This is a genomic window from Leptolyngbya sp. FACHB-711, from assembly GCF_014695615.1.
GTDB lineage: Bacteria > Cyanobacteriota > Cyanobacteriia > Elainellales > Elainellaceae > Leptolyngbya_A.
The window spans coordinates 19,342-40,601 of the sequence record NZ_JACJOR010000483.1; the positions used below are offsets into that span (position 1 = coordinate 19,342).

The window sequence follows — 21,260 nt, forward strand, 5'->3', positions numbered from 1 at the left end:
CCTTCCTTTCGCTTATGGACAGTAACTCGCAACCGACTCCTTCCAATTCTGCAAACAACTCTGCAAACCAGGGAACCGTTTCCGACAACCATTCGAGCTTTCCCTCGCTGCCTGTGCGTCCGCCGGAAATTCAACTGCCGAATTCAGAGCAGCTTTCCGGGCAAATTGCAGAGCAGGTTCACTTTGCGATGATGCTGGTTGAGCGATTGGGAGCCGGAATGACCGGCATCATCGAAGATACGGTTTATCGCATGGGGCAATCCACGATCGACACCGCTTCGGAAATGACTACAGAACTGGCAAAGACGATCGCCAGCTTCAGCACTAATGCGACCGAGATGGGCAAATCGACCTTTGATTGGGCAAATCAGGTCAGCGAAACGACGCTGCGACAGTCGCACAAAATGCTTGATCAAGCCTTACAGGGAACTGGACAGGCAGTGGATGCGGTGGCAAGATTGCCCCAGCTGCGCCAGTGGTTTAACTTCCTGAAAATTGACTGGCTGCTAAATTTGATCGATCGCGTCGATACTCAGAAGGCGACCGCAACGGTAAGAAAACTTCAGCAGCAGTATCCAGGAGAATCACCCAGCCAGATTGCACATCACCTCATGGTCGAAAAAGCAGTCTATGCAGGCGGGATGGGATTTGCCAGCAGTGTGGTTCCGGGCGAAGCGGCTGCGCTACTAGCAGTTGATCTGGCGGCGACGACTGCTCTCCAAACCGAAATGGTTTATCAGATTGCGGCGGCTTACGGTCTGGATCTGAATGATCCGGCTCGAAAAGGAGAAGTGCTGGCAATTTTTGGTTTAGCGTTGGGCGGCAGTCAGGCAGTGCGGGCAGGACTCGGCTTGCTGCGAAACGTGCCGATGGCGGGCGCATTGATTGGGGCAAGTAGCAATGCCACGATGATGTATGCGCTGGGCTATGCTGCTTGCCGATTTTATGAAGCGAAACTCGACAGCGACAAATTGCCTACCGAAACGATCGATGCACTGAAAGATCAGAGCGATCGCTACCTGACCAATATCGCGATCAATCAGCAGACCATTATGGATCAACTTCTGGTTCATATGATCGCTGCAAGCTACCCTAATCAGGACTGGGAAGCCATTCTGCCCAACCTGGCAGCCCTTCAGCTGAGCCCCGCATCTCTGGAAGCGATCGCTGCTCAGATTCATTCTCCCCAACCGCTGGAAGAACTGCTGAATCAGCTCAATCGGGACTTTGCAACGCCGCTGCTGGCACAGTGTTACCGGATTGCAATGGTGAACGGCAGCCAGTCTCCCGAAGAAGCGCAGATTCTGAATGCGATCGCCTCGCGATTTAACCTGAATCTGGACGACGTGAAACGTATGGTGGAGAACGCATAATGCAACCCTGGATGATTATTGGCGGCGTGACATTTTTAGTGTCCTTTGGAGCTTTTCTAATTCGCCCCCGCGATATCAAGTGGGAAATGAAGCTTGATCGCCCACGCTGGCTGGTGTTTGAACCTGCAATTCCCCTGATTTGGACAATTGTGTTTGTCACAGGAGCCGCTTCAGCGACGATCGTCTGGAATGCTGCCCCCGGAGCCTTTACCACTTGGCTGCTGATGGCAGTTTACCTGCTGCTTGAAATTGTCACCGTTGCCTACATTCCCGCGACGCTGAGATCCCATAGCCTTGCCGTTGGCACAACGCTGGGGGCGATCGGAGTTGCGCTCGGGCTCGTGCTTGCCTTCTTTGTCTGGTTTATCTCACCCTGGGCAACGCTGCTGCTTCTGCCTTACCTGGCATGGAGTCCGATTGGCACAATCACCACACGCCAAATGATCGACCTCAATCCAGAAGCGAAATAATTTCCTTGCAAACCATCCAGTAAGAGATTTGGCTCTGATCGAGAAAATTAAAAGCGATAAGCAAACCCTATCTAACTCTCAGGTAGGGTTTTCTGCTATTGAAAATTCTACGAACTGAGAATGCCTGCTACGTCTTGCTTTCAGCCACTATCCAAAACTCGATCGATCGGCTATTTCCCCACCAAAAACCTACCACCCCGCTCGCGCATCACGCTACAATGGGGAAATAAGACAGATGTACTAGGTGCTGCCGTGAATCAAGCCGCATTACTCCAAATCTGGTGCCAGTCTCTTAACAGCCCTACTATAGATAGTAGCACTGATCGTAGCACGATCGTGGGCTGGTTCGATGGTTCGATCGATATCGCCAGTCGTATTGACAGTAGTACAGTTCAGTCCGCGCTTCAGCAAGCCGCAATCCAGCTTCAGACACACCTTGCTCATGAAGAAGGGAATCTCTATCGACTCGAAGATTTGCAGCAGGTCTTAGTCTGCTGGCTGGAGTCATCGATCGAGTGTCTGGTCGAAGACGCCTTGTTTCACACCCTTGAGGGCGATCGGGCGTTTGCCTTTAACCGTCGCGCCTTTGAGCGGCAGATGCAGCACCTTCAGCCTGTCCCTGCCGCAGAGGCGATTTCTGCTTCCCCCCATTCTATTTCCCCGACCGTAGCTCCAACAGTAGCTCCGACGATTGCCGCCTAAAGCTTTCCTATCCTATGCGTCTTCTTGATCCAAGCCATTCAAGCATTCCTTACCCTAAATTTGACTCTATGAAACTCATAGACTATCCTGCCGCGATTGCGGAAAAACAGCACCAGCTTCTTCGCGCTGAGCAGCACGTTCGCCGACAGCAAGAGATTCTGAACCGCCTCACCGCCGAGATCGACACGACGATCGCCTTTGATACGTCCCTCAAAAACGATGCTCAGCGCAAGGCACGACGAGTCGAACTGATGGGATCTGCCAGCTATCGCACTGCCTATGCCAATCTGCAAATGGCACAAGACGAACGAGCCGAAATGGAGATCGACCTCAACCTGCTTCGCAACCAGTTTGGTGTCCTGAAGCTAGAGAAGCGCGAAACGATCGCCGCTCGCGAGATGCAGTTGCTTGATGCTGCCTAATAAGTTCACTGGAATATCTATAAATGGGCAGATGTTTGCGTTCCAGTGCATTGTTACCTTAACAACTAAGCGACTCACAGCGAGTACAAACGTAGATGCACTCACTCCCCAGCTTCGGGTTCTTGGCTGGGGATTTTTATTATCCGTTTTCCTACGGTTTTCTATGATTTTTTCTATGAGTCTGGGCAGAGGGCAACAGGCAGGAATACGATAGGATCAAAATGCTTAATCAAATATTTAATGTATTTTAGCAATTGTCGTGCGGAGTGTGCGGATATGGGACTGCTCGATCGCATTTGGAGATTGATTCGCGCCAATTTTAATAGCCTGGTGAATCAAGCCGAAGATCCAGAAAAGATTCTGGAACAGACGGTCATCGATATGCAAAATGACGTGATTCAGCTTCGGCAGGCGGTGGCGCAGGCGATCGCGACCCAGAAGCGCACCGAGCGTCAGGCAGCCCAGGCCCAGGCAAACGCAGATGAATGGTATCAGCGGGCACAGCTTGCCCTGCAAAAGGGTGAAGAAGGGCTGGCAAGAGAGGCCCTAACTCGGCGCAAATCGTTTCAAGATACTGCCAATGCCCTGACCGGACAACTCGACCAGCAAAGCGCGATCGTCACCAAGCTCAAGCAAAACATGGTGGCACTTGAAGGCAAACTGTCAGAAGCCCGCACCAAAAAAGATATGTACATTGCCCGCGCGAGATCGGCACAAGCTTCGCAGCAGCTTAACGATATGCTGGGGCGCATGAATCCGAATGGAGCAATGGCAGCATTTGAACGTATGGAAGAACGAGTGCAGCAGATTGAGGCACAGGCAGAAGCCGTTGCAGAACTAAACGAAGGTGATGACATTGATCGGCGTTTCCAGGCACTCGAAAACGGTGGCGATGTAGACAGTGAACTGGCAGCCATGAAATCTCAGCTGCTGCGCGGCGGCTCTACTGCTCCCCAGCTCCAGTCAAAGTCTGTTGATCCTGAAGTTGAGGCAGATCTAAAACAGTTGCGATCGCAGCTCGAAGAAATCTAGAAAGCTTCTGGTAAAGCTTTGGGCTTGGCTAAATTCAAGGATGAATCCATTGGGTTTACCTTCGTTGCGCCGCCTCCTAAATAACTAGGGTAGATGGGGCAATTCTGGGGGATTTCTGAGTCAATTCTCCGGTTCAAAGTTCCTCCAATTTAAATTTAAAAAAAATTCCCCAAACTTAAAAGTGAGGGGGTTTAAGAGACGATTCGGGTAGCAACCCTTACTTCTCAAATCTGCTTTAATGACTATCTTCGATCGCTTGTTACAACTGGAACCCGATCGGCTTGGCGCGGATGTTCTTCCCAGGGGTTGAGAATGTCTTTGACCAGAATTTCTTGAATCCAGATTTGCGCCACAATCACGAGCGGAATTGCCAGGAATAGCCCCAAAAACCCGAAGAAGATCGCAAATATGACCTGAGCGATCAGCGTTACCGCAGGTAAAACTGATACCTGCTGCTGCATCACATAAGGCACGAGCAAATACTGTTCAAGCTGCTGAATGAGCAGGTACAGCACAATGACGGCAACTGCTTTCCACGGGGCATCGAGCAGGGCAACCGCAACCGGGGGAATCAGGCTGAGCGTGGGTCCGACATTGGGAACCGCTTCAAGCAGTCCGGCAATCGAGGCATTGGCAAATACCAGTGGCACTCCCAGAATTGATAAACCGATCGCAGAAACAACGGCGACTACAACCATGTTGATCAAAATACCGCGTGCCCATCCTCCTAGCGACACCTGGCATCGGGTCAGAATTTCATCGATTCTGCGCCGATAAAAAGCAGGAAACAGCGAGATGAATCCCTGTCGATATGGTTTGGGATTGATCAGCAGCATAATTGTCAGCACAAACACCAGCAAAATGCTGAGAACGATCGACAGCACATTGGAAAAGAGCGAGAAGAAATTGTTAAACGCCCATCTTGCAAACGGCTGAGCCTGCCGCGTCAGCACGTCAATATCCGGCAAAAGTGGCTGCCCTGGAAACCGTTCTTTCAGGCTATCTAACCAGTTGGAAAGCTGCCCAAACCCGATCGGCACAAGCTCGGCAAGCTGCTTAAACTGGCTGATAAAGGGCGGCACAATAATCACGGCAAAAAATAGCAGAATGCCTAACAGCACCACCACAGACATGATCGCTCCAAAGCCTCTGCCCACGCCCGATCGCCGCCATCGAATCACCATCCCGTTGAGAGCAGTTGAGAAAATTACGGCAGTAAAAATAAGCAGAACAACCTGCCTGATTTCCCAAAGAATATACAGCGAAATGAGTAAGGCAATTAAGCCAATCCATTGACCCAGCTTCACGTTTTTACCCAGGCGTATATTAACGATGAGCGCATCTTAAACAGCCAGTCATCGTTCCACATCCCTACAGTGGTGGATATCCCTGCTGCCAGCCTTGCAGGTACAGCAACGTTTTATCCCCTTTTCTGGGTTGTATTCCAGGTTGAATCGATCGACGACAGCGATTAATTTTGCTGGGAAAAATCGAGTGGAGTTGGCTATTGAATTAGAAGTTGAATTCAGTTTTAGAAGAACCCCTCTCAGGAAAGAAGACTCTTTTGTGAACTAGGAATATGATACTTACTCTCTTGAAGACCTACAGCTTTACTTCTGTTGCGATCGATAAACTCGTTTTCTTTTTTAGAAGCAACCCTTGAGTGAATGCTCAGGAACCAGAAAAAAATTGTCAAAGTGATTAGCCGTTCAGAATACCGCGAAACAAACGACTGCGAAACCTGAAAATTAGCTAAAAAAATCAACCTGAGCAGCTTAAAAGGGTGTTGGTTAAAACCGTTGAAAATTGAATTCAGGAGCAGAACAATGAGTTGGTCTGAACGATTGTTTGGAATTTGCGATTTGCCTGTTGGCGATCGAAAAGTAAGAGCCAGTACAGCGGCAGGAGCAATGAGTCCGGGACTTACGGGAAATTACGACTGGGGACTGCGGGAAAAGGCGGGAGAGCATCAGCCGCCCCCACCGCCAGAATGTATGGGAATTGAAGGCGAATACGATCAGCAGGGACTTGCGAAACGGGTTGCGATTGCCTTCGATCGCGTTGCTGAACTCGCTGACATTGACACAGTGACGATCGTTCAAGACGGCAGTACGATTATCCTGGTTGGAACTGTGCTAGACCGTGCCGTGATCGATCAGCTCCATCAGGTTGCCAGCCAGGTGGATGGCACTAAGCAAGTCGATGTCACTCAGGTCAGCTATTAAGCTCGCACTGCCTCTGGAAACAGCTCTTTTACTTCCGTAGGCATCATGTGGGTGATATCCTGCATTTCTCCCGCTGGAATTCGATCGCTCATTACGCGGAAGACAGCGCGGGCAAGCTGCTCGATCTCAAAGCCCGGCTCGGCGTTTTGAATATACTGATGCAAGTGGGCCTTCAGCGTCTCTAGAAAAGCGGTTTTGGTGCGCTCTTTGGTTGGGGTCGATTCGGGCTTCCAGCCTTCGTAATAAAAGCCTGCAAGCAGGGTGGGCAGTTCTGCGCCCAGGTGAGCCGCTTCGCCCATTGGCATCCGGTTACGAACCGCGTGTAGCGTTGCCCGCAAACCCTGAAATGCTTTGTGCTTGTCTTCGATATTCAGTTCTTTTGCAACGTCGCTGACCCACTGCTCGGTAATTTGAACAGTCTTATCAAACACACTTAATCCGTTCATTGCCATATTGATTCCTCAGCCATCAGTTAGGGACTCAGTTCATGATTGCCTGTAATTCTTGAGGCACTGATTATGCTAACGATCGCCTTTCGGGTAAAAGGTCTGTCAAATTATGGAGATTTGTAAACTATCGCCCTCCGGTGACATCAACGATCGCCCCTGTACAGTAAGACGCTTCTTCAGACAATAGCCACAAAATTGCATTCGCGACTTCGATCGCCGTTCCACCCCGCTGCATTGGAATGGTAGACCTCACACGCTCCAATCGATTCGGTTCACCCATGGCGGCATGAATTTCGGTATGGGTAAATCCGGGTCGTACTGCATTCACGCGAATTCCGGCATCTGCCACTTCTTTGGCTAAGCCGATCGTCATGGTATCGATCGCCCCTTTTGAAGCCGCGTAATCCACATATTCATTCGGTGATCCGAGCCTTGCCGCGCCAGAAGAAACATTTACAATCGCTCCGCCGGGTCCGCCGCGCTCGATCGACATCCGCCGGATGGCTTCACGGGCACAGAGAAAGCTCCCAATCACGTTCGTGGCAAAGATCTGCTGAAGTCGATCTACATCGATCGCTTCAACTCGTCGGGCGGGGGCAGAAATTCCGGCATTATTCACCAGCGCATTCAGCGTTCCAGAGGTTTGATCGATTGCTTCAAACAGCCGGATCACATCGAGTTCGGAGCAAACGTCTGCTTGAACTGCGATTGCCCTTCCGCCTAAAGATTGGATTTGCTCGATGACGCGATCGGCGGCTACCTGGTTTCGTCGATAGCTGATGCAAACGGCATACCCTTTTTGGGCTGCCAAAATTGCGGTGGCTGCACCAATCCCGCGACTGCCTCCTGTGACGAGAATTGTTTTGTTCATCAGGCAGACATCTGAACACTAGCAAGCATTCCATACGCTGTGCAGCGCAACTGCTTGATCTGGTCTTCCAACTTCTCCGGCGTTTCCAGCCCCACCCTGTTCAACATTTCCCGAATCCGATACCGCCAGTCGTGCTGAAGCAAAGCTTCGCGGTAGTTGCGTTCTGCGTTTCGCTGAAGTGTGGCTTCGTCTGCCAGCACGTCTTCAATAAAAGGAATCCATTCTGTGGGGGCGTCGGGTAGCTCGATCGCGCTATTTTCCCACTGCATTAACTCTGCAACTCCGCGACCCGTGGGCTTTTTACCGACAACCGTACAGCCTGCCGCCCATGCCTCAAACCAGCGATACAAAATCGGCGAATAGCCCATAAACCGCGACTTGTCGCTTGCCTCAAAGCACAAGCTCACTTTTGCCCGATTCAGCAGATTTTTAAGCAGCGTGGCGTGTTCCTCCAGGTTGTACACATCCGGTTCGGAGAAGGTGGAATGGTAATAGAACCGATCGCTGCCTGGCTGGTTAAAGTGGGCATATAGCCGCTGATGAGCTTCGGGATTGCGTCGCCCGTAGCTGAGGAGATCGATCGATCGATGCTGCAAATTTAGCTCCGGCTCCAAGACGTTGGTTGCCAGCGGCAGAAAACTGGCGGAAACGCCCCGAAGTCGCTCTACATCCTCTGCCAGCTCACTTCCAATCACAAATAAGTGATCAAATTTGTCTGCTAGGGTGAAATCAAAATGCTGAGGATTGAAGCCATCCAGAATATAGCCCAGGCACAGGTCAAATTGTTTGAGTACAGAATCCAGCGCATGAACGGACAGCATGAAGCGGGGATTCATACCCACCACTATCAAGACATTTCTCCCGGGCGGCAGAGGGGGCAACTCTCCCACCTTGTACCAAGACTTGAATAAGCGATGCCGCCATCGCCACAGAAGATGACCGCCGTTGTCTGGCACTTTGGAGTGGTCGAACAAACGAACGCAGGTATTAAAAAAAGGATAGATAAACGTCGGATCGCAGACACTCCTCAGAGTAGATTCCAGGCTGTGAGCTACTGACCAGCCTACATGCTTACAAGCAGGATTGAGTTCTGAGAGAACAAACAGGTTCATAGGGGATTCAACCCTGGGACAACGAGAAGGTTCATCAAGAACTGAACTCTGAGAAGACTAAAAAGCTTTATCGGTTGAAGCTTATCTGCTGAATCAGACGGATGCAGTCCAACGGATCGCAAGGAAATAGCCACGATCGCAAATTAACGCTTGGCTTGAGCCTTCTTCCTAGAATAATTACCTGGAATAACTACCTAGAGTGGCTATCTAGAGTAACTAGCTGGAACAAGCACTGACGCAGCATTGCCAAGACGCAGCATGGCCAAGCTGAAGAATGAAACCTTAGTAAGGGCAATGGAAAATCCTAATTTTGAGCATACTTACTCTATTCTGACAAGCCAAAAATTCAAGATTCTTGAGGCAGACCTTCAAAATAGCCTGATTTTATAATAGTAGGCAAAAAAGAAAATCCTGGTATGCTCAGCTACAGACACTTGTACAAGCCCTTCGCGCAGGTTCAAACTCCTTGTCCAGGACAGGGGCAGCAAAACTTTTTACCGCAGCTGATTGCGATCGATAAAGTTCATCAGCGCGTCATACTTAGGCGATCGAGTCTCCGTGACCGATTCCAGCGCGCCCCACGCGCCCCATTTGCTCGGCTGCACAATGTCGGAAAAGTGCATAAACAGGGTTCCGCCTGCTCCCTTCCACTGATTTAGCAAGTCGGTATAGCATTCGCCCATCCTGGGATCACGGTTGAGCGCGGTGAAGAAATTGACCATCGCTTCGTTGTTTTCAACTCCACCTCGTCCGGTGATGTGCTGACCGCCTTCGTAGGCAACGAGCATCAGCCCGTGGCGTTTGGCAACCTCTGCCTGATAGCGAAACCCGTTTGCCGTGTCTGCCACGCTGTCGCCCTGAGTGCCGTTCATGCCAAGCTGCTCAAAGGCTTTCGCCATGCCACCATCCTGCTCTCGCATCCAGGACTGCACCGTGCTCTGGCTTTCTGGACTGCCCAAATTGCCGCTAAAGTAGCCCGTAATCGCGTAGGTGGTGAAGCCGTGCTGATAGCAGGGACGGTTGCCCTCGGCTACCCAGTAGGAACACTTCAGGATGCTTTCTTCTAAGCCCTTCCATGCAGTTTGTGTTGCAATCACCGAAATCAGGCGGTCGTTCTGGTCGCCAAACTCTCGCTTCCAGAGGTCAGACATTTGCGCTGCCCGCATTCCATACCACTGAGCAAACGCATCGCCCTTATCTTGTCCCCAGCGCGCTTTTCCCTGCTCTAGGGCGTAGTGTGCCTGCTGAAACTGCCAGTTCCACACTTCGTTAGAAAATTCCACATACACGCGGAGGTTGGGATCAAGCCGCTCCTTAACTGTGCGAGCAAAGTTGGTCATGTACTCGTCGGTTGCCTGATGCGGCATATTAAACCAGGGGTTTGCCTTGAGTCGATTTGCCAGCTCGACCATGATTTCGATCGGTACCCCCTTAACTGCGTACGAGGCATCGTCCACCTGGGGACGGTTCGACCATTCTTTCTGACCAGAATTATTGGTTCCCATCCAGTCCATAAACCGGAGAGCACTAAATTTGCGGGTGCGCTCTAGAAAGTCTGGATTAAAAATCTGCTGCTGAAAGGTTTGTTCGTAGGCGATCGGTACGACGTGAATATTGCGAAGGTAATTGCCTGTGCGATTCGGATCGGTTGCCTTAATAACCAAAAGCAAACCCGACATGGAAGGCGTAACATTGATTACATCACGTCCGGGTCGAGAAGCTGCCTCATCCTTTTTGCCGTCAAACTGATAGTCGATCGTGCCTTCGCCGTCGTACAGCACCACATACTGCCCACCCGGATATTGTTTCAGATCGCGAAACAGCAACGTAGCAACCTGTGTGTACTTTGGTGGATCTGCGGGGGTGGGCAGTGATTTAACCCAGCCATGCTCGTCGAGAGCCAGCTTGTCAAATTCCTCAGTATCCCAGGTCGAATTGCAATCCGGCTGATCATCGCACTGGGTAATCCATCTTCTGGAAAACTTAAACGCATCGAGAAAAGGAATCTGGCTTGACCAGTCCGCAATTCCCGCCAGGTTGGTCCCCAGGGCAAGCTGACCCACCGTATTATCTGCCGAAGCCGCCCTCGCCGGGTGAACCGCATCCTGAGATGCCGTAAAATTCGACAGCGAGGTACAGCCCAAAACCAGAGAGAGGGCGATCGCAAACAGTCCTGCCAACCGCCCAACCCGGTAGCTAGGGCGAGCCAACCATTTTCGGAATAGGGTACTCCATCGATCGCCACTGATATTGCGAGTCATGGATGATTCCTCCTGAATTTGTGAACTGGCTATTGCTTGGCGACCCCGATGCCTACCCTGCCCCTATGCATACACTTTGCGATAGTACGCCTGATACTCGTCTGATAAGAGCGGCTGCCACCACTCCGAATGGTCAAGATACCACTGCACAGTGCGTCGTAGGCCTTCTTCGACCGTTACCGAAGGCGTCCAGCCCAGCTCGGTTTTGATTTTGGTGGCATCAATGGCATAGCGGCGATCGTGTCCCGGTCGGTCTTTGACAAAGGTAATCAGGTCTTGCGCCGGACGCACGGGCAGCTCAGGTGCGAGTTCGTTCATCAGGTCGCAGAGCATTTGCACCAGATCGAGGTTCTTCACTTCATTGTTGCCGCCAACGTTGTAGGTTTCGCCCGGTTTGCTGGACTGGATCACCGTATCGATCGCGCTGCAATGGTCTTCCACATACAGCCAGTCCCGAATGTTTTGTCCATCGCCATACACGGGCAGCGGCTTACCCAGCAAAATATTAATGCACATCAGCGGGATCAGCTTTTCCGGGAAGTGATAGGGACCGTAGTTGTTGGAACAGTTGGTCATCAGCGTCGGCAGACCATAGGTGTGGTAGTAGGCGCGCACCAGATGATCGCTGCCTGCCTTGGATGCCGAGTAGGGACTGTTGGGTGCGTAGGGTGTCGTTTCTGCAAAGGCGGGATCATCCGCTTCCAGGCTGCCGTACACCTCATCGGTCGAAACGTGGTGGAAGCGATAATGCTCTGGTTTGCCCTGCGCCTGCCAGTGCTGCCGGAATGCCTCTAGCAAAGTGAACGTGCCGACCACATTGGTTTGCACGAACGCGCCCGGACCCAAAATCGATCGATCCACATGGGACTCTGCCGCAAAGTGAACCAGCGTATCGATGCCTTCTTCGCGCAGTAAATCGTCAATCAACGCCCGATCGCAGATATCACCTTTCACAAAGCGCAGATTAGCGTGTCCTTCCAGCCCAGCCAGGTTTGCCCGATTTCCGGCATAGGTGAGCGCATCCAGCACAACGACGCGATCGCCCGGATAGTGCTGACACCAGTAATGGACAAAGTTGGAGCCAATAAAGCCTGCGCCTCCGGTAATGATCAGCTTGCGCGGCAGGCGGGTCTGGTCGAGAGACATACTTTCTATTTCCTGTCTTGAAGATATTTGTTGCTGAATCGGGTTTTAGGGTGGTTGAGGAGTTGCAGAGGTTCTATATTGCCCCCTAAATCCCCTATTTGTTACTTGCTGCTCTAAAAGAGCGAGGAGGAACGTTGAAAGCCAGCATGATTGGCTCGGTTCCTTGCAAAATTAGGGACTAGGGGGATGGTTCGAGGCTTAGTTCAGTTCGATCTGGCAATCGTCGCCGATCATAAATCGCAGAGCCTTTGGGCGGCAGTCGGCTTCGCGAAGATGGGCACGTTGTCCGATAACGCTGTCCACAATGCGGTGATGAATGGTTTCGAGCTTCGCGCCCTGCAAAATGACGCTGTGTTCTAGATCGATTTCTAGCAGTTTGGCTTCGCTGGCGATGCTGCTGTAGGGACCGATAAAACAGTTCTCCAGATGGCAGTTTTCGCCAATCGTCACCGGACCCCGAATTGTGCTGTTGATAATCTTTGTGCCTTTGCCGACGTGAACCCGTCCGATAATACGGCTGCGATCGTCTACTTCGCCTTCAACGTTGCAATCCAGGCAGCTATCGAGAATCACCCGGTTGGCTTCCAGCAGGTCGTCTTTTTTCCCGGTGTCTAGCCACCAGCCGCGAATTTGCCGTGCCTCCACTGGGTTTTGCCAGTCGATCAAAGTCTGGATTGCATCGGTGATTTCGAGTTCGCCCCTGGCTGAAGGCTGAATTGAATCGATCGCCTTGTGAATTGTGTTGGTAAAGATATAAATTCCTACCAGTGCCAGGTTCGAGGGCGGATTTTTAGGCTTTTCAACCAGCTGAAGCAGTCGTCCGTTTTCATCGACTTTTGCCACCCCAAAGGCACTCGGATTTGGAACCGGACAAAGCAGCGTCAGCGCGTCAAGACTGTTGGCATGGAAGTGTTCTAGAAACAGATCCAGGTTGCTCTGTACCAGGTTGTCACCCAGATACATCACAAACGGCGAATCGCCTAAAAACGGCCGGGCAATCTTGACGGCGTGTGCCAGTCCTGCAGGCTTGTCCTGCAAGATGTATTCAATCTTTGCGCCAAATCGATCGCCGTTGCCCGTTTTTGCTTTCACCTCTTCACCCGTTTCGGGGCTGATGATGATGCCAATCTCGGTGATCCCTGCAGCGACGATCGACTCGATGCCGTACCAGAGGATCGGTTTATTGGCAACAGGCACAAGCTGTTTAGCTCCCGTATAGGTCAACGGGCGCAGACGAGTTCCCTTACCGCCGGACAGAATAATTGCTTTCATGGGCGTGGATGTATTCAGTGAGCATCTGACGAAGTGCCTGTCGCCATTGGGACGGCGGAGCAGGAAGCAGTTTACCAACCTTCTGGCAGGCTAAAACTGAGTAAGCAGGACGCTGGGCAGGGGTTGGATATTCCGGCGTGGTAATCGGAATAACCTGCTTGACCTTCAGAGGCAGGTTTAACGCCTGCGCCTCCTCAAAGATGGCAACTGCAAAGTCATACCAGCTTGCAGCTCCGCTATTCGTAAAGTGATAAATGCCGCTTAGCGACACCGGATCGCGACCATTGGCTTTGGCGAGAAACTGACCAGAGAGAACGGTAATCGCACGGGCAATGTCCGCTGACCAGGTCGGTGTGCCAATCTGATCGGCAACGACCCGGACTTCCTCGCGCTCTTTACCCAACCGCAGCATAGTTTTGACGAAATTGCCCTTGCCATAGGTTCCATAGACCCAGGCTGTTCGTAGAATTGTGTAGGGCGCAGAAGAATCTTCACAAACCTGCTGAATCCCGACTTCGCCTGCCCGCTTCGACTGACCGTAAACGCCGATCGGGTTGGTAGGGTCAGTTTCGGTGTAAGGCGTACTCTGAGAACCATCAAACACGTAGTCTGTGGAAATGTGAATCAGCGGAATTTTGAGCGATCGGGCTTCTTCCGCCATCACGGTGGGCGCAGTGCCATTGATTGCCTGTGCCAGATCTGCTTCGGTTTCGGCTTTGTCTACGGCGGTGTAGGCAGCCGCATTCACGATCAGATCGGGCTGAGCTTCGCGAATGGTCTGACGAATCTGCTCGAGTTCGGTCAGGTCGAGTTCGTCTCGCGCCACGCCGATGACCTTGCCTAAGGAACTGAGGGTCTGTTGCAGTTCGTGCCCGACCTGTCCTGCCTTGCCAATTAATAGAATGCGCGTCATGAATTTCTCAATTGCTCTCTGGTTGCATCAGGAGGTTACGCTGAAACCTTGACTTCACTCGTTAGGGAATTTCACTCGCTAGGGCTATTCTGCCCTGAATTTCCGTAGAAACTGCTATCTCACCCAATCATCCCTCATGGGGAAGCGAGATTTTTCTGATCTTTGGGCGACATTACGAAATCTTTAGCGATCGATGAAGCCTCGATTACTGATGCCCAGAACCGCAGGCAGAAAGGGCAAATCAGGGTGCTAGTCAAATAAATCTGCCTGTTTGAGCGGAATGCCCGCCTGATCCTTTGCAGAAACGATCGGCTCTCCTAACAGGTTCCAGTGAATGCCCAGGTCTGGATCGTTCCACAAAATCGATCGTTCATGGGCGGGCGCGTAATAGTCAGTCGTCTTGTACAGCACTTCGGTTCCGTCTTCCAGTGCCACAAAGCCGTGGGCAAAGCCAGGGGGAATCCAGAGCTGCTGTTTGTTCGCCGCGCTTAGCTCGTAGCCAACCCACTGCCCAAACGTCGGCGAACCTTTGCGAATGTCTACTGCCACATCAAAGATTGCCCCTGCTACCACTCGCACCAGTTTCCCCTGCGCCTGCTGAATCTGGTAGTGCAATCCTCGCAGCACATTTTTTGCCGATCGCGAGTGATTGTCCTGCACAAACCGTAGACTGAGTCCAGTCTTATCCTGAAACACCTGCTCATTAAAGCTTTCAAAGAAAAATCCGCGATCGTCCCCGAATACGCGAGGTTCAATCAGCAGGACATCGGGAATTTCTGTTTGAGTAATGTTCATGCCTTTCCTGGAGGTTGTGAGTCACTTCACAGCCAGGATCTTACACGACATCTCGTTCGGTTCTAACCCATGTTTTCTCACGATTTACCAAAAATGCACAATAGAGCGGGATCTTCCACAGTACATAAAGCGGAACCGTCAACAGCGTCGTCAGCGGCAGATCCGCTTTGCCGAATCCTGCCCAGGCAAGCCCGATCGCCAGCAGCAGCATGGCTCCACCCGCGCTGAATAGAATGGCAGGCAACACCGAGCCGCCCAGCCCCAACAAGACGATCGACAGGGTTAGCCCGCCCAGCCAGAGCATCACCAGCAGCGACAGGGGCGGAATGGCGAGATCGAGTGCCATTATCAGCAGATCAAACCGCTTTTGATGCAGCGATGCTTTCAGCAGGCGGGGAACCTGGGTCAGTAAGGTTTGCAGATGTCCGTGTTCCCAGCGAGTCCGTTGCTTTTTCGCAGCTTGCTCTTGTTGCGGTAAACGACCCATCACCAGCGTCTCTGGGCAGAGAGCGGGCGGATGTCCCTTGATCGCCAGATCGACCCCCAACTGCATATCTTCCACAATATTGCTGCTTGCCAGCTTTGCCGATTGAATCACTGCCCAGGGAAACGCCATGCCCGTTCCGGTAAGGGGACTCGGCAAACCCAGTCGCTCTAAGCCGCGCGGACGCACTAAATTTTTCACCAAAAAAGCCAGAGCAGACACTGCATCCTTGGGCTGGGGCTGAGCAGGTCGCTCCAGCAAATAGACTGCCTGCACCGGACGATGGGTAGCTAAAGCTTTGCGGCTGATTCGATCGATCGCCCCATCGGTCACTTCACAGTCTGCATCGACCATCACCACCACATCGGGCGGATTATTTGCAAGATAGCGCATGCCATAATCAAGGGCAAAGCCTTTGCCGCGGCGATCGGCATCCTGGCGTTCCAGTACCGTAGCACCCATCGATCGGGCAATATCTGCCGTGTCGTCGGTGCAGTTATCCGCAATGACAACTAATTGATGTGCTCCTTGATGCGTTCCATCGGTCGACAGAGCCGAGGATTTGAGCTGCGCGATTAAAATTTCCAGTACCGGGCGAATTCCCGCAGCCTCGTTGTGTGCCGGAACCAGGACTGCGATTTTTGCCTGCTTACCTGCCGGATAGGACGATTGCCCAATTCCTTTTCTAACGGGCAACAGAGCCGAAACACACTCAATCAGCAGCACGCCAATCGGGAGCAGGAGTATGAGGGCGATCGTGAGCAGCCCCCCATTGAAGACAAAAAACAGTGCAGACACGGAGATTCACCTCAGACTTGGATTTATGGCAGGATGTCTGACGGCTGTAATGTAGGAGACCTACACACCCGGAGATACCCCTGACTTCTTACCTAAAATGTACCATCGTCTTAATGCTCTTCTGTTAATCCAATGGAAGAAAATTAAGGGCAGAGAAAGCTCAAAAAATAAATAATTGTGTTGATTGCTTCGCCCCAGAAAGCCTGTTGCCAGTGCGATCGGTCTACAAAACTGGGCTTGCCTGCTTCAGCCCACCCGACTGCTCAATGTTTTGGGACTTGTCGTGTCTTCCTTGCATTGGGAAGCGTTCGCCCATCTCAAAAACTTACCAATCCAGCGTAAACCCTCGATCGCGCAGTTTCTTTTGCAGCTCATCGACATAGTTCTTGCGAATCATCTCCGGCGGCAGCAGCCCAGACTGATTTTGTCGCTGATTGTAATTCACCAGCCATCCTGCCGTTGCGCCTGCGGCTCCGCCAATCACCCATTCGCCGTAGTGCAGCCGAGTTGAAGCATTCACAATATGGGTTGCAGCGATCGACTTGCCCCCAATCAGCAGATTATCCACTTTCTGCGGCACGATTGCTTCCAGCGGGATATAGATGGGCTTGATCATGCTTTCGTCTTGCAGGGGGGCACTGCTGGCTTCCCAGGTTTCTCGCGAGTTGCGGTAGCGGCAGCCGTGCATGTCGATCGCATAGTGGGTGAGGGCGATCGTCGTGGGGCGAAAATCTCTGCCGCCGCGCATATCGGTGCGAATGTCTGCCTCGCGCATCATAAACTCCACCTGTCCGTAGCCGTTGCGTCCGAGGATTCGCCGTCCTTCGCGGATATAGGGCATCATGCTCAGACCCGATGCCGTGCCCATTGGCATCTCAATCCCGTAGAGGTAAGTCATCGGCAGTTCGGGCGTCGAATGCTTTTCGATCAGCCACTCGGCAAACAGCAGGGCGTGTTCTTCAGCATGGCGTAGGGCACTAATCGAAACGCCTCCCATCCAGTTTTCGTGCTGTCCTGATTCGGTGATTTTCTTTTCGTTTAAGATCAGCGGCGGGTCCATATAAGTCCAGTCGTTGCCGCGATTCCAGTTGATCATCGAGATGTCGCCGGGATCTGGATCATCGCTGCGTGAGTCGTTTTGGCTAGTGCTGAGAATCCGGCGATAGTTAAACACGCTGGCACTACCAAACATCGGAAACCCTTCCAGGTCGAAGTACTGCCGATGTTCTGCTTTGGAATAGCCCGGTTTCACCTCAGACAGCAGCTTTTGACTGGCACGACCGTCATCCAGAATCGCTAAGCCAAATGGAAAGGTAAATGCCTGGGTGCAGTCTGGGTTGTCTTGCCGCGAGGCAAAATATTCGCTAGTCGTCGATCGCCCCTCAGAACCCAGGCGATAGGGAATGCCTGCCCAGCCCACCAGTTCGCCCGTGTCGGTGGCATCAATCACGATCATTTGTTTGCCGCTTGGGGGCTGAAGACGCATCGGCACTTTATTAAACTGATCATCTGACGACCACGAGTACCAGGCGGGCAACTCCTTGGAAGGGCGACCCAGCGGTACATAAGCCGGATTTTTAGGAATGCGCCGCACTGCATAAACGGCTGTGATTAAGCGTCCGGTTGGGTCAAACTCTGTGCCCTTAAAGGCAGTTGATGTCACCCAACGACTTTCCGGTGATTGAGCCGATGCCTGCTTGAGCCACTGTTCTGATGCCTGCATTCCCGCTCTGGGCAGAAAACAGAGGGTGGCAACCCAGCAGCTATTTAAATCTGAGGTTGACTGGGGCGAAGCCAGGTTGGTCCAGGGCGGTACTTCCACCTGCTGCTTTTTCACCAGACGCTTGAAGTCGAGCCAGTCGGACGACAGGTTATCCCTTTCATTCATCGTGACGGATTCATCTAGCGCAGAGACTCCCTGAGAGCTGATTTGTCCGCCCAACCAGGGAGACAGCTCGATCAGACAAGTCTTTGCGCCCGATCGCATTGACTGTGCCGCCGCTGAAACGCCCCCCATTGAGCCGCCAACCACCACCACTTCGCACTCCCAAACTTCCTTCGGTTCGGGCAAGGGAGAGAGGGTGGGTCTGCCGTTCATTCGGTTCACCAGGCGATCGATGCCCTGAGAACCCATACTTTGAGCACTGGTATCGGGTGCAGAAGCCGCCGAAGAAAGGGGAGTGACGGCTCCGCCCCAGGAATAATACTGCAGTAGCCCCAGCAGTCCGGCTGAGCCAATGGGAATCAGAACGGCGAGAAGCGCGAGTTGACCGATTTGACGAAGGGGAGATTGGGTCACAGGAAGGCACTCTGAACTGCGAAAGCAAAAGCCGGGTTAACTGTAGATGGCGTATCTCCTCTAAGTAAAAAGACTTTGCCGCTACATCCAGCGTTATACCGTAGATATATAGCGTAATTCTACGCCGATCGCCAAAGTTTGTGGAAAGGCAGCAAAAAAAAGCCAGGAGAGATGACCCATCCTGGCTCTGATATTACACCCGACTTTAGCAAAACGCAGTTATCAAGGTTGAAGGTTCGCGAAGCTTAGCGATTGTTGCCCGGAAACTTCTCGGTGATTTTGCTCAGTGCGCGCTCAACCTGCGTTTCAGCATCTGTTGCTTGCTGGGAGTTCTCAGGACGATACATATCGTTTTTATCTGCTGCGCCCTGCACTTCGTTGATGCCCTTATTAGCTTCATCCTTCACCTTCATAGTGAGGGTATCGTCGGACTTCAGTGCATCTTCTGATTTTTCAAAAATATCTTGCAGTCCGGGTTCTCCCTTTGCCGGATCAGTCGGCGGGCTGCTGATTGCCAGGGCAGGTGCAGCATTCATGAAAAGCACCAATGCACAGGTCACTGCCACGAGAAAGGTGCGAATCGGGCGTAATACTGCCGCCATCCGATGCCGAAAATTCATACTAAGTGCCTCCAAAAAATGTTTAAGTCGTTCTTGTTTCTTGAATCGGTTTCTTTCAATCCTTCTGCTCTCTTTTACCTGGAATCTGAAGGCGATCGAATCGTTCTAGGGGCTGAACTCTTGTCTAATTTTATTCAGAAAAAAATCTGTCACTCGGCAGAGAAATATTGAATTAATTGGGCATCAGGCAGGGTTAAGTCGTGGGGAGGCGATCGATATTCTGGATAGAATCAAGACAACGGAACCCCATCGCTGTCCATGCAATGACGATTTCTCTCCCCCGCTCTGCTGCCGAAAAAACAACCCCGCCCCTCTGGCATGCTGCAACCTGGCAGGATTATATCGCGTTGCGTGATGCCCTTCGTGATGATGCGAGCCAGGGACGAATGAGGCTGGACTTCGATCAGAATCGAATGAGGGTGAGTATGGGTGGTGAAGGCATTAATCACGCAAAATACAGCGACTTGTTTACGACGATGCTGTTTCTATGGGCAATTCAGCATCCAGATCAGGTTTTTGATTCCATTGGACGCTGCCTGATCGAGCAGCCGGAAACCCAGACTTGTGCCCCTGATTTGGTTTTGTATGTGGGAGCAGACTCGCCGCAATGGAAAGAGGGCGAACCCCGCAAGATTGACCTGACTCGTTGTCGCGTTCCCGATCTAGTCGGCGAAATTTCAGATACAACGCTGGCGAGTGATTTAGATGAGCAAAAGCATTTGTACGAGGCGTTAGGTATTCCTGAATATTGGGTGGTTGATACGCAGGGAAAGCGAGTATTTGCGTTTCAATTGCAGGATGGAAAATATCATTTGATTGAGCAGTCTAATGTGCTAGCCGGACTGCCAATTTCGCTGTTGAATGAGGCGATCGATCGCATGGTCAAAGGAACAAATACGAGTGCGGCAGCGTGGTTTTCTGGAGCAATTCAGGAACTTTCAAATCCTTCATAATGCCTACTGCTTCAGGCCGAAATTCGATCGCAGTAATCTGCTTTGCTCGGCGGAAAATCACTAGCAACATCAAACACAATGCTGTAGCTAAAATTGGGCGAGAGCGATCGTAAGACTTTCAAATAGGCTTCTGCATCCTGACGGGCACGAAATCGGGCAACGGTAACGCGCTGGAGTTTGGGCAAATGGCGAATGATGCACCAGGGCTGGAGGCGATCGCGGTATTGGGTTGGGTTTGTCGAGTAGGAATCAGTCATTAGAATTCTCCTGAGTTTGAAAGGAAAAATTGAGCAGCGCAAGGCAGCGATGAGCGAAAATCTCACCACGGATGCGAAACTTAGGATGAACAGACCGTCAACGGAAGGTTTAACCGAAGTCGGACTGTAAAAATCTGGGTTGGCAATGCTGCTGAACTAAAAATCATATTGCCATGCCTTCTTTCTTACGTCAATCTGTCGCAACAAACTGTCGTCTTGCATGGCTGAAGATAAATCGAAAGCAGGTGAATCACCCTTAAAGCAGTTGAGGGAAAAGGCTGGCTTAACTCAAGAAGAGCTAGCAAGACGCTGTAGAATTCCCCTTCGGACCTATCAACGCTGGGAATCTGGCGAATCAGCAGCAAGACCCAACATTCCTCAAGTGAAAGCGTTATGCCGTGAGTTGAAGATTCCGATCGAACAATTGCCGGATGAGTTTGGTCCTTCTCAAGGTTCTGAGTAAGATGTTGATTCTTGAAAAGGGCTTGAGGTGCTGCATTGCCCCCTAAATCTCCCTACTTTGGGGGACTTTGAAACTGGAAGAAGGCTCGGTTCGCTCCAGAATTGGGGGGTTAGGGGGGCGGTTTGGGTCACAGCAACGAGTCTTTAACATTACTACAAGCAGGACAGAAGCTCGTGTTTTGACTCTGCAAGCCAAACGATCGCCTCTTGCACTCAATACATTGCCTTTATGACTCAATACATTGCTTTTGTGGGTCGATACATTGCCTCTTGCACTCAATACATTGCTTCTTGTACAAGATACATTGCCTTTGTGAGTCGATACATTGCTTCTTGCACGCGGT

At 51.7% G+C, this 21,260-nt stretch carries 22 protein-coding genes; 9 read left to right on the forward strand and 13 right to left on the reverse strand.

The genetic code is table 11. From position 1 onward, the window contains the following. Positions 1-14: 14 nt before the first annotated feature. The 5 genes from H6F80_RS22520 (at position 15) to H6F80_RS22540 (ending at position 3,999) form a co-directional block, all read left to right on the forward strand. Entirely contained in the window at positions 15-1,373 is a 1,359-nt protein-coding gene (locus tag H6F80_RS22520) for an EcsC family protein (RefSeq protein ID WP_242067515.1), read from the forward strand. After that, positions 1,373-1,843, forward strand: coding sequence for a TspO/MBR family protein (locus H6F80_RS22525; protein ID WP_199296751.1), 471 nt, complete (start codon positions 1,373-1,375; stop codon positions 1,841-1,843). The genes H6F80_RS22520 and H6F80_RS22525 overlap by 1 nt, the downstream gene beginning before the upstream one ends. Before the next feature lie 120 nt (positions 1,844-1,963). Further along, positions 1,964-2,545, forward strand: a complete 582-nt coding sequence (locus tag H6F80_RS22530; RefSeq protein ID WP_190793766.1) for a hypothetical protein — start codon at positions 1,964-1,966, stop codon at positions 2,543-2,545. A 68-nt stretch (positions 2,546-2,613) separates the two neighbouring features. After that, positions 2,614-2,967 carry a hypothetical protein gene (locus tag H6F80_RS22535; RefSeq protein ID WP_190793767.1) on the forward strand — a complete coding sequence of 118 codons (354 nt, stop codon included), beginning with the start codon at positions 2,614-2,616 and terminating at the stop codon, positions 2,965-2,967. A gap of 240 nt (positions 2,968-3,207) precedes the next feature. After that, entirely contained in the window at positions 3,208-3,999 is a 792-nt protein-coding gene (locus H6F80_RS22540; protein ID WP_518523634.1) for a PspA/IM30 family protein, read from the forward strand. 242 nt (positions 4,000-4,241) lie between these two features. On the opposite strand, the gene H6F80_RS22545 is transcribed toward H6F80_RS22540, so the two are convergent. After that, a complete protein-coding gene (locus H6F80_RS22545) occupies positions 4,242-5,306 on the reverse strand; it encodes an AI-2E family transporter (protein ID WP_190793768.1) in 1,065 nt (354 codons plus the stop codon). On the opposite strand from H6F80_RS22545, the gene H6F80_RS22550 reads away from it, so the two are divergent. After that, positions 5,292-5,474 (forward strand): hypothetical protein, encoded by a 183-nt coding sequence (locus tag H6F80_RS22550; protein WP_190793769.1) that lies wholly within the window; start codon positions 5,292-5,294, stop codon positions 5,472-5,474. The two genes, H6F80_RS22545 and H6F80_RS22550, sit on opposite strands and share 15 nt — an antisense overlap. A 351-nt stretch (positions 5,475-5,825) precedes the next feature. Beyond that, complete coding sequence (locus H6F80_RS22555; RefSeq protein ID WP_190793770.1) at positions 5,826-6,224, forward strand: BON domain-containing protein; 399 nt, start codon at positions 5,826-5,828, stop codon at positions 6,222-6,224. Here H6F80_RS22555 and H6F80_RS22560 read toward each other — a convergent pair. The 11 genes from H6F80_RS22560 to H6F80_RS22610 form a co-directional block, all read right to left on the reverse strand. Next, positions 6,221-6,676 (reverse strand): DUF2267 domain-containing protein, encoded by a 456-nt coding sequence (locus tag H6F80_RS22560; RefSeq protein ID WP_190793771.1) that lies wholly within the window; start codon positions 6,674-6,676, stop codon positions 6,221-6,223. The genes H6F80_RS22555 and H6F80_RS22560 overlap by 4 nt on opposite strands. Before the next feature lie 121 nt (positions 6,677-6,797). Next, complete coding sequence (locus tag H6F80_RS22565; protein WP_190793772.1) at positions 6,798-7,544, reverse strand: SDR family oxidoreductase; 747 nt, start codon at positions 7,542-7,544, stop codon at positions 6,798-6,800. Then, positions 7,544-8,656, reverse strand: coding sequence for a glycosyltransferase (locus H6F80_RS22570; RefSeq protein ID WP_190793773.1), 1,113 nt, complete (start codon positions 8,654-8,656; stop codon positions 7,544-7,546). Before H6F80_RS22570 ends, H6F80_RS22565 begins: the two co-directional genes overlap by 1 nt. Positions 8,657-9,150: 494 nt before the next feature. After that, entirely contained in the window at positions 9,151-10,917 is a 1,767-nt protein-coding gene (locus H6F80_RS22575) for a hypothetical protein (protein WP_199296752.1), read from the reverse strand. A gap of 63 nt (positions 10,918-10,980) precedes the next feature. Further along, positions 10,981-12,063 carry a dTDP-glucose 4,6-dehydratase gene (gene rfbB, locus H6F80_RS22580; RefSeq protein WP_190793774.1) on the reverse strand — a complete coding sequence of 361 codons (1,083 nt, stop codon included), beginning with the start codon at positions 12,061-12,063 and terminating at the stop codon, positions 10,981-10,983. 198 nt (positions 12,064-12,261) lie between these two features. Beyond that, a complete protein-coding gene (locus H6F80_RS22585) occupies positions 12,262-13,335 on the reverse strand; it encodes a glucose-1-phosphate thymidylyltransferase (protein ID WP_190793775.1) in 1,074 nt (357 codons plus the stop codon). Next, positions 13,307-14,248 carry a dTDP-4-dehydrorhamnose reductase gene (gene rfbD, locus H6F80_RS22590; RefSeq protein WP_190793776.1) on the reverse strand — a complete coding sequence of 314 codons (942 nt, stop codon included), beginning with the start codon at positions 14,246-14,248 and terminating at the stop codon, positions 13,307-13,309. Before rfbD ends, H6F80_RS22585 begins: the two co-directional genes overlap by 29 nt. A gap of 249 nt (positions 14,249-14,497) precedes the next feature. After that, the gene (gene rfbC / locus H6F80_RS22595) at positions 14,498-15,043 is read right to left on the reverse strand and encodes a dTDP-4-dehydrorhamnose 3,5-epimerase (protein ID WP_190793777.1); all 546 of its coding nucleotides are present in this window, start codon (positions 15,041-15,043) and stop codon (positions 14,498-14,500) included. Positions 15,044-15,083: 40 nt separating this feature from the next. Next, a complete protein-coding gene (locus tag H6F80_RS22600) occupies positions 15,084-16,325 on the reverse strand; it encodes a glycosyltransferase family 2 protein (protein ID WP_518523635.1) in 1,242 nt (413 codons plus the stop codon). A 325-nt stretch (positions 16,326-16,650) separates the two neighbouring features. Further along, positions 16,651-18,624, reverse strand: a complete 1,974-nt coding sequence (locus tag H6F80_RS22605; protein WP_347277913.1) for an FAD-dependent oxidoreductase — start codon at positions 18,622-18,624, stop codon at positions 16,651-16,653. Between the two features lie 245 nt (positions 18,625-18,869). Next, complete coding sequence (locus tag H6F80_RS22610) at positions 18,870-19,244, reverse strand: hypothetical protein (RefSeq protein WP_190793778.1); 375 nt, start codon at positions 19,242-19,244, stop codon at positions 18,870-18,872. Between the two features lie 263 nt (positions 19,245-19,507). Between H6F80_RS22610 and H6F80_RS22615 the strand changes: the two genes are divergently transcribed. Further along, a complete protein-coding gene (locus H6F80_RS22615) occupies positions 19,508-20,197 on the forward strand; it encodes a Uma2 family endonuclease (RefSeq protein ID WP_190793779.1) in 690 nt (229 codons plus the stop codon). Positions 20,198-20,208: 11 nt separating this feature from the next. On the opposite strand, the gene H6F80_RS22620 is transcribed toward H6F80_RS22615, so the two are convergent. Further along, complete coding sequence (locus tag H6F80_RS22620) at positions 20,209-20,454, reverse strand: hypothetical protein (protein WP_190793780.1); 246 nt, start codon at positions 20,452-20,454, stop codon at positions 20,209-20,211. Between the two features lie 220 nt (positions 20,455-20,674). Between H6F80_RS22620 and H6F80_RS22625 the strand changes: the two genes are divergently transcribed. Continuing rightward, a complete protein-coding gene (locus tag H6F80_RS22625; protein ID WP_190793781.1) occupies positions 20,675-20,917 on the forward strand; it encodes a helix-turn-helix transcriptional regulator in 243 nt (80 codons plus the stop codon). The last annotated feature ends 343 nt before the right edge of the window (positions 20,918-21,260 follow it).

Excerpts from the sequence above, each read along its gene's own strand:
- H6F80_RS22620 (WP_190793780.1), bottom strand. The coding sequence starts at position 20,454 with ATGACTGATTCCTACTCGACAAACCCAACCCAATACCGCGATCGCCTC.
- H6F80_RS22570 (WP_190793773.1), bottom strand. The coding sequence starts at position 8,656 with ATGAACCTGTTTGTTCTCTCAGAACTCAATCCTGCTTGTAAGCATGTA.
- H6F80_RS22615 (WP_190793779.1), top strand. The coding sequence starts at position 19,508 with ATGACGATTTCTCTCCCCCGCTCTGCTGCCGAAAAAACAACCCCGCCC.
- H6F80_RS22610 (WP_190793778.1), bottom strand. The coding sequence starts at position 19,244 with ATGAATTTTCGGCATCGGATGGCGGCAGTATTACGCCCGATTCGCACC.
- H6F80_RS22560 (WP_190793771.1), bottom strand. The coding sequence starts at position 6,676 with ATGGCAATGAACGGATTAAGTGTGTTTGATAAGACTGTTCAAATTACC.
- rfbB (WP_190793774.1), bottom strand. The coding sequence starts at position 12,063 with ATGTCTCTCGACCAGACCCGCCTGCCGCGCAAGCTGATCATTACCGGA.
- H6F80_RS22520 (WP_242067515.1), top strand. The coding sequence starts at position 15 with ATGGACAGTAACTCGCAACCGACTCCTTCCAATTCTGCAAACAACTCT.
- H6F80_RS22555 (WP_190793770.1), top strand. The coding sequence starts at position 5,826 with ATGAGTTGGTCTGAACGATTGTTTGGAATTTGCGATTTGCCTGTTGGC.
- H6F80_RS22585 (WP_190793775.1), bottom strand. The coding sequence starts at position 13,335 with ATGAAAGCAATTATTCTGTCCGGCGGTAAGGGAACTCGTCTGCGCCCG.
- H6F80_RS22530 (WP_190793766.1), top strand. The coding sequence starts at position 1,964 with ATGCCTGCTACGTCTTGCTTTCAGCCACTATCCAAAACTCGATCGATC.
- rfbD (WP_190793776.1), bottom strand. The coding sequence starts at position 14,248 with ATGACGCGCATTCTATTAATTGGCAAGGCAGGACAGGTCGGGCACGAA.
- H6F80_RS22525 (WP_199296751.1), top strand. The coding sequence starts at position 1,373 with ATGCAACCCTGGATGATTATTGGCGGCGTGACATTTTTAGTGTCCTTT.
- H6F80_RS22540 (WP_518523634.1), top strand. The coding sequence starts at position 3,208 with ATGTATTTTAGCAATTGTCGTGCGGAGTGTGCGGATATGGGACTGCTC.
- H6F80_RS22565 (WP_190793772.1), bottom strand. The coding sequence starts at position 7,544 with ATGAACAAAACAATTCTCGTCACAGGAGGCAGTCGCGGGATTGGTGCA.
- H6F80_RS22625 (WP_190793781.1), top strand. The coding sequence starts at position 20,675 with ATGGCTGAAGATAAATCGAAAGCAGGTGAATCACCCTTAAAGCAGTTG.
- rfbC (WP_190793777.1), bottom strand. The coding sequence starts at position 15,043 with ATGAACATTACTCAAACAGAAATTCCCGATGTCCTGCTGATTGAACCT.
- H6F80_RS22575 (WP_199296752.1), bottom strand. The coding sequence starts at position 10,917 with ATGACTCGCAATATCAGTGGCGATCGATGGAGTACCCTATTCCGAAAA.
- H6F80_RS22535 (WP_190793767.1), top strand. The coding sequence starts at position 2,614 with ATGAAACTCATAGACTATCCTGCCGCGATTGCGGAAAAACAGCACCAG.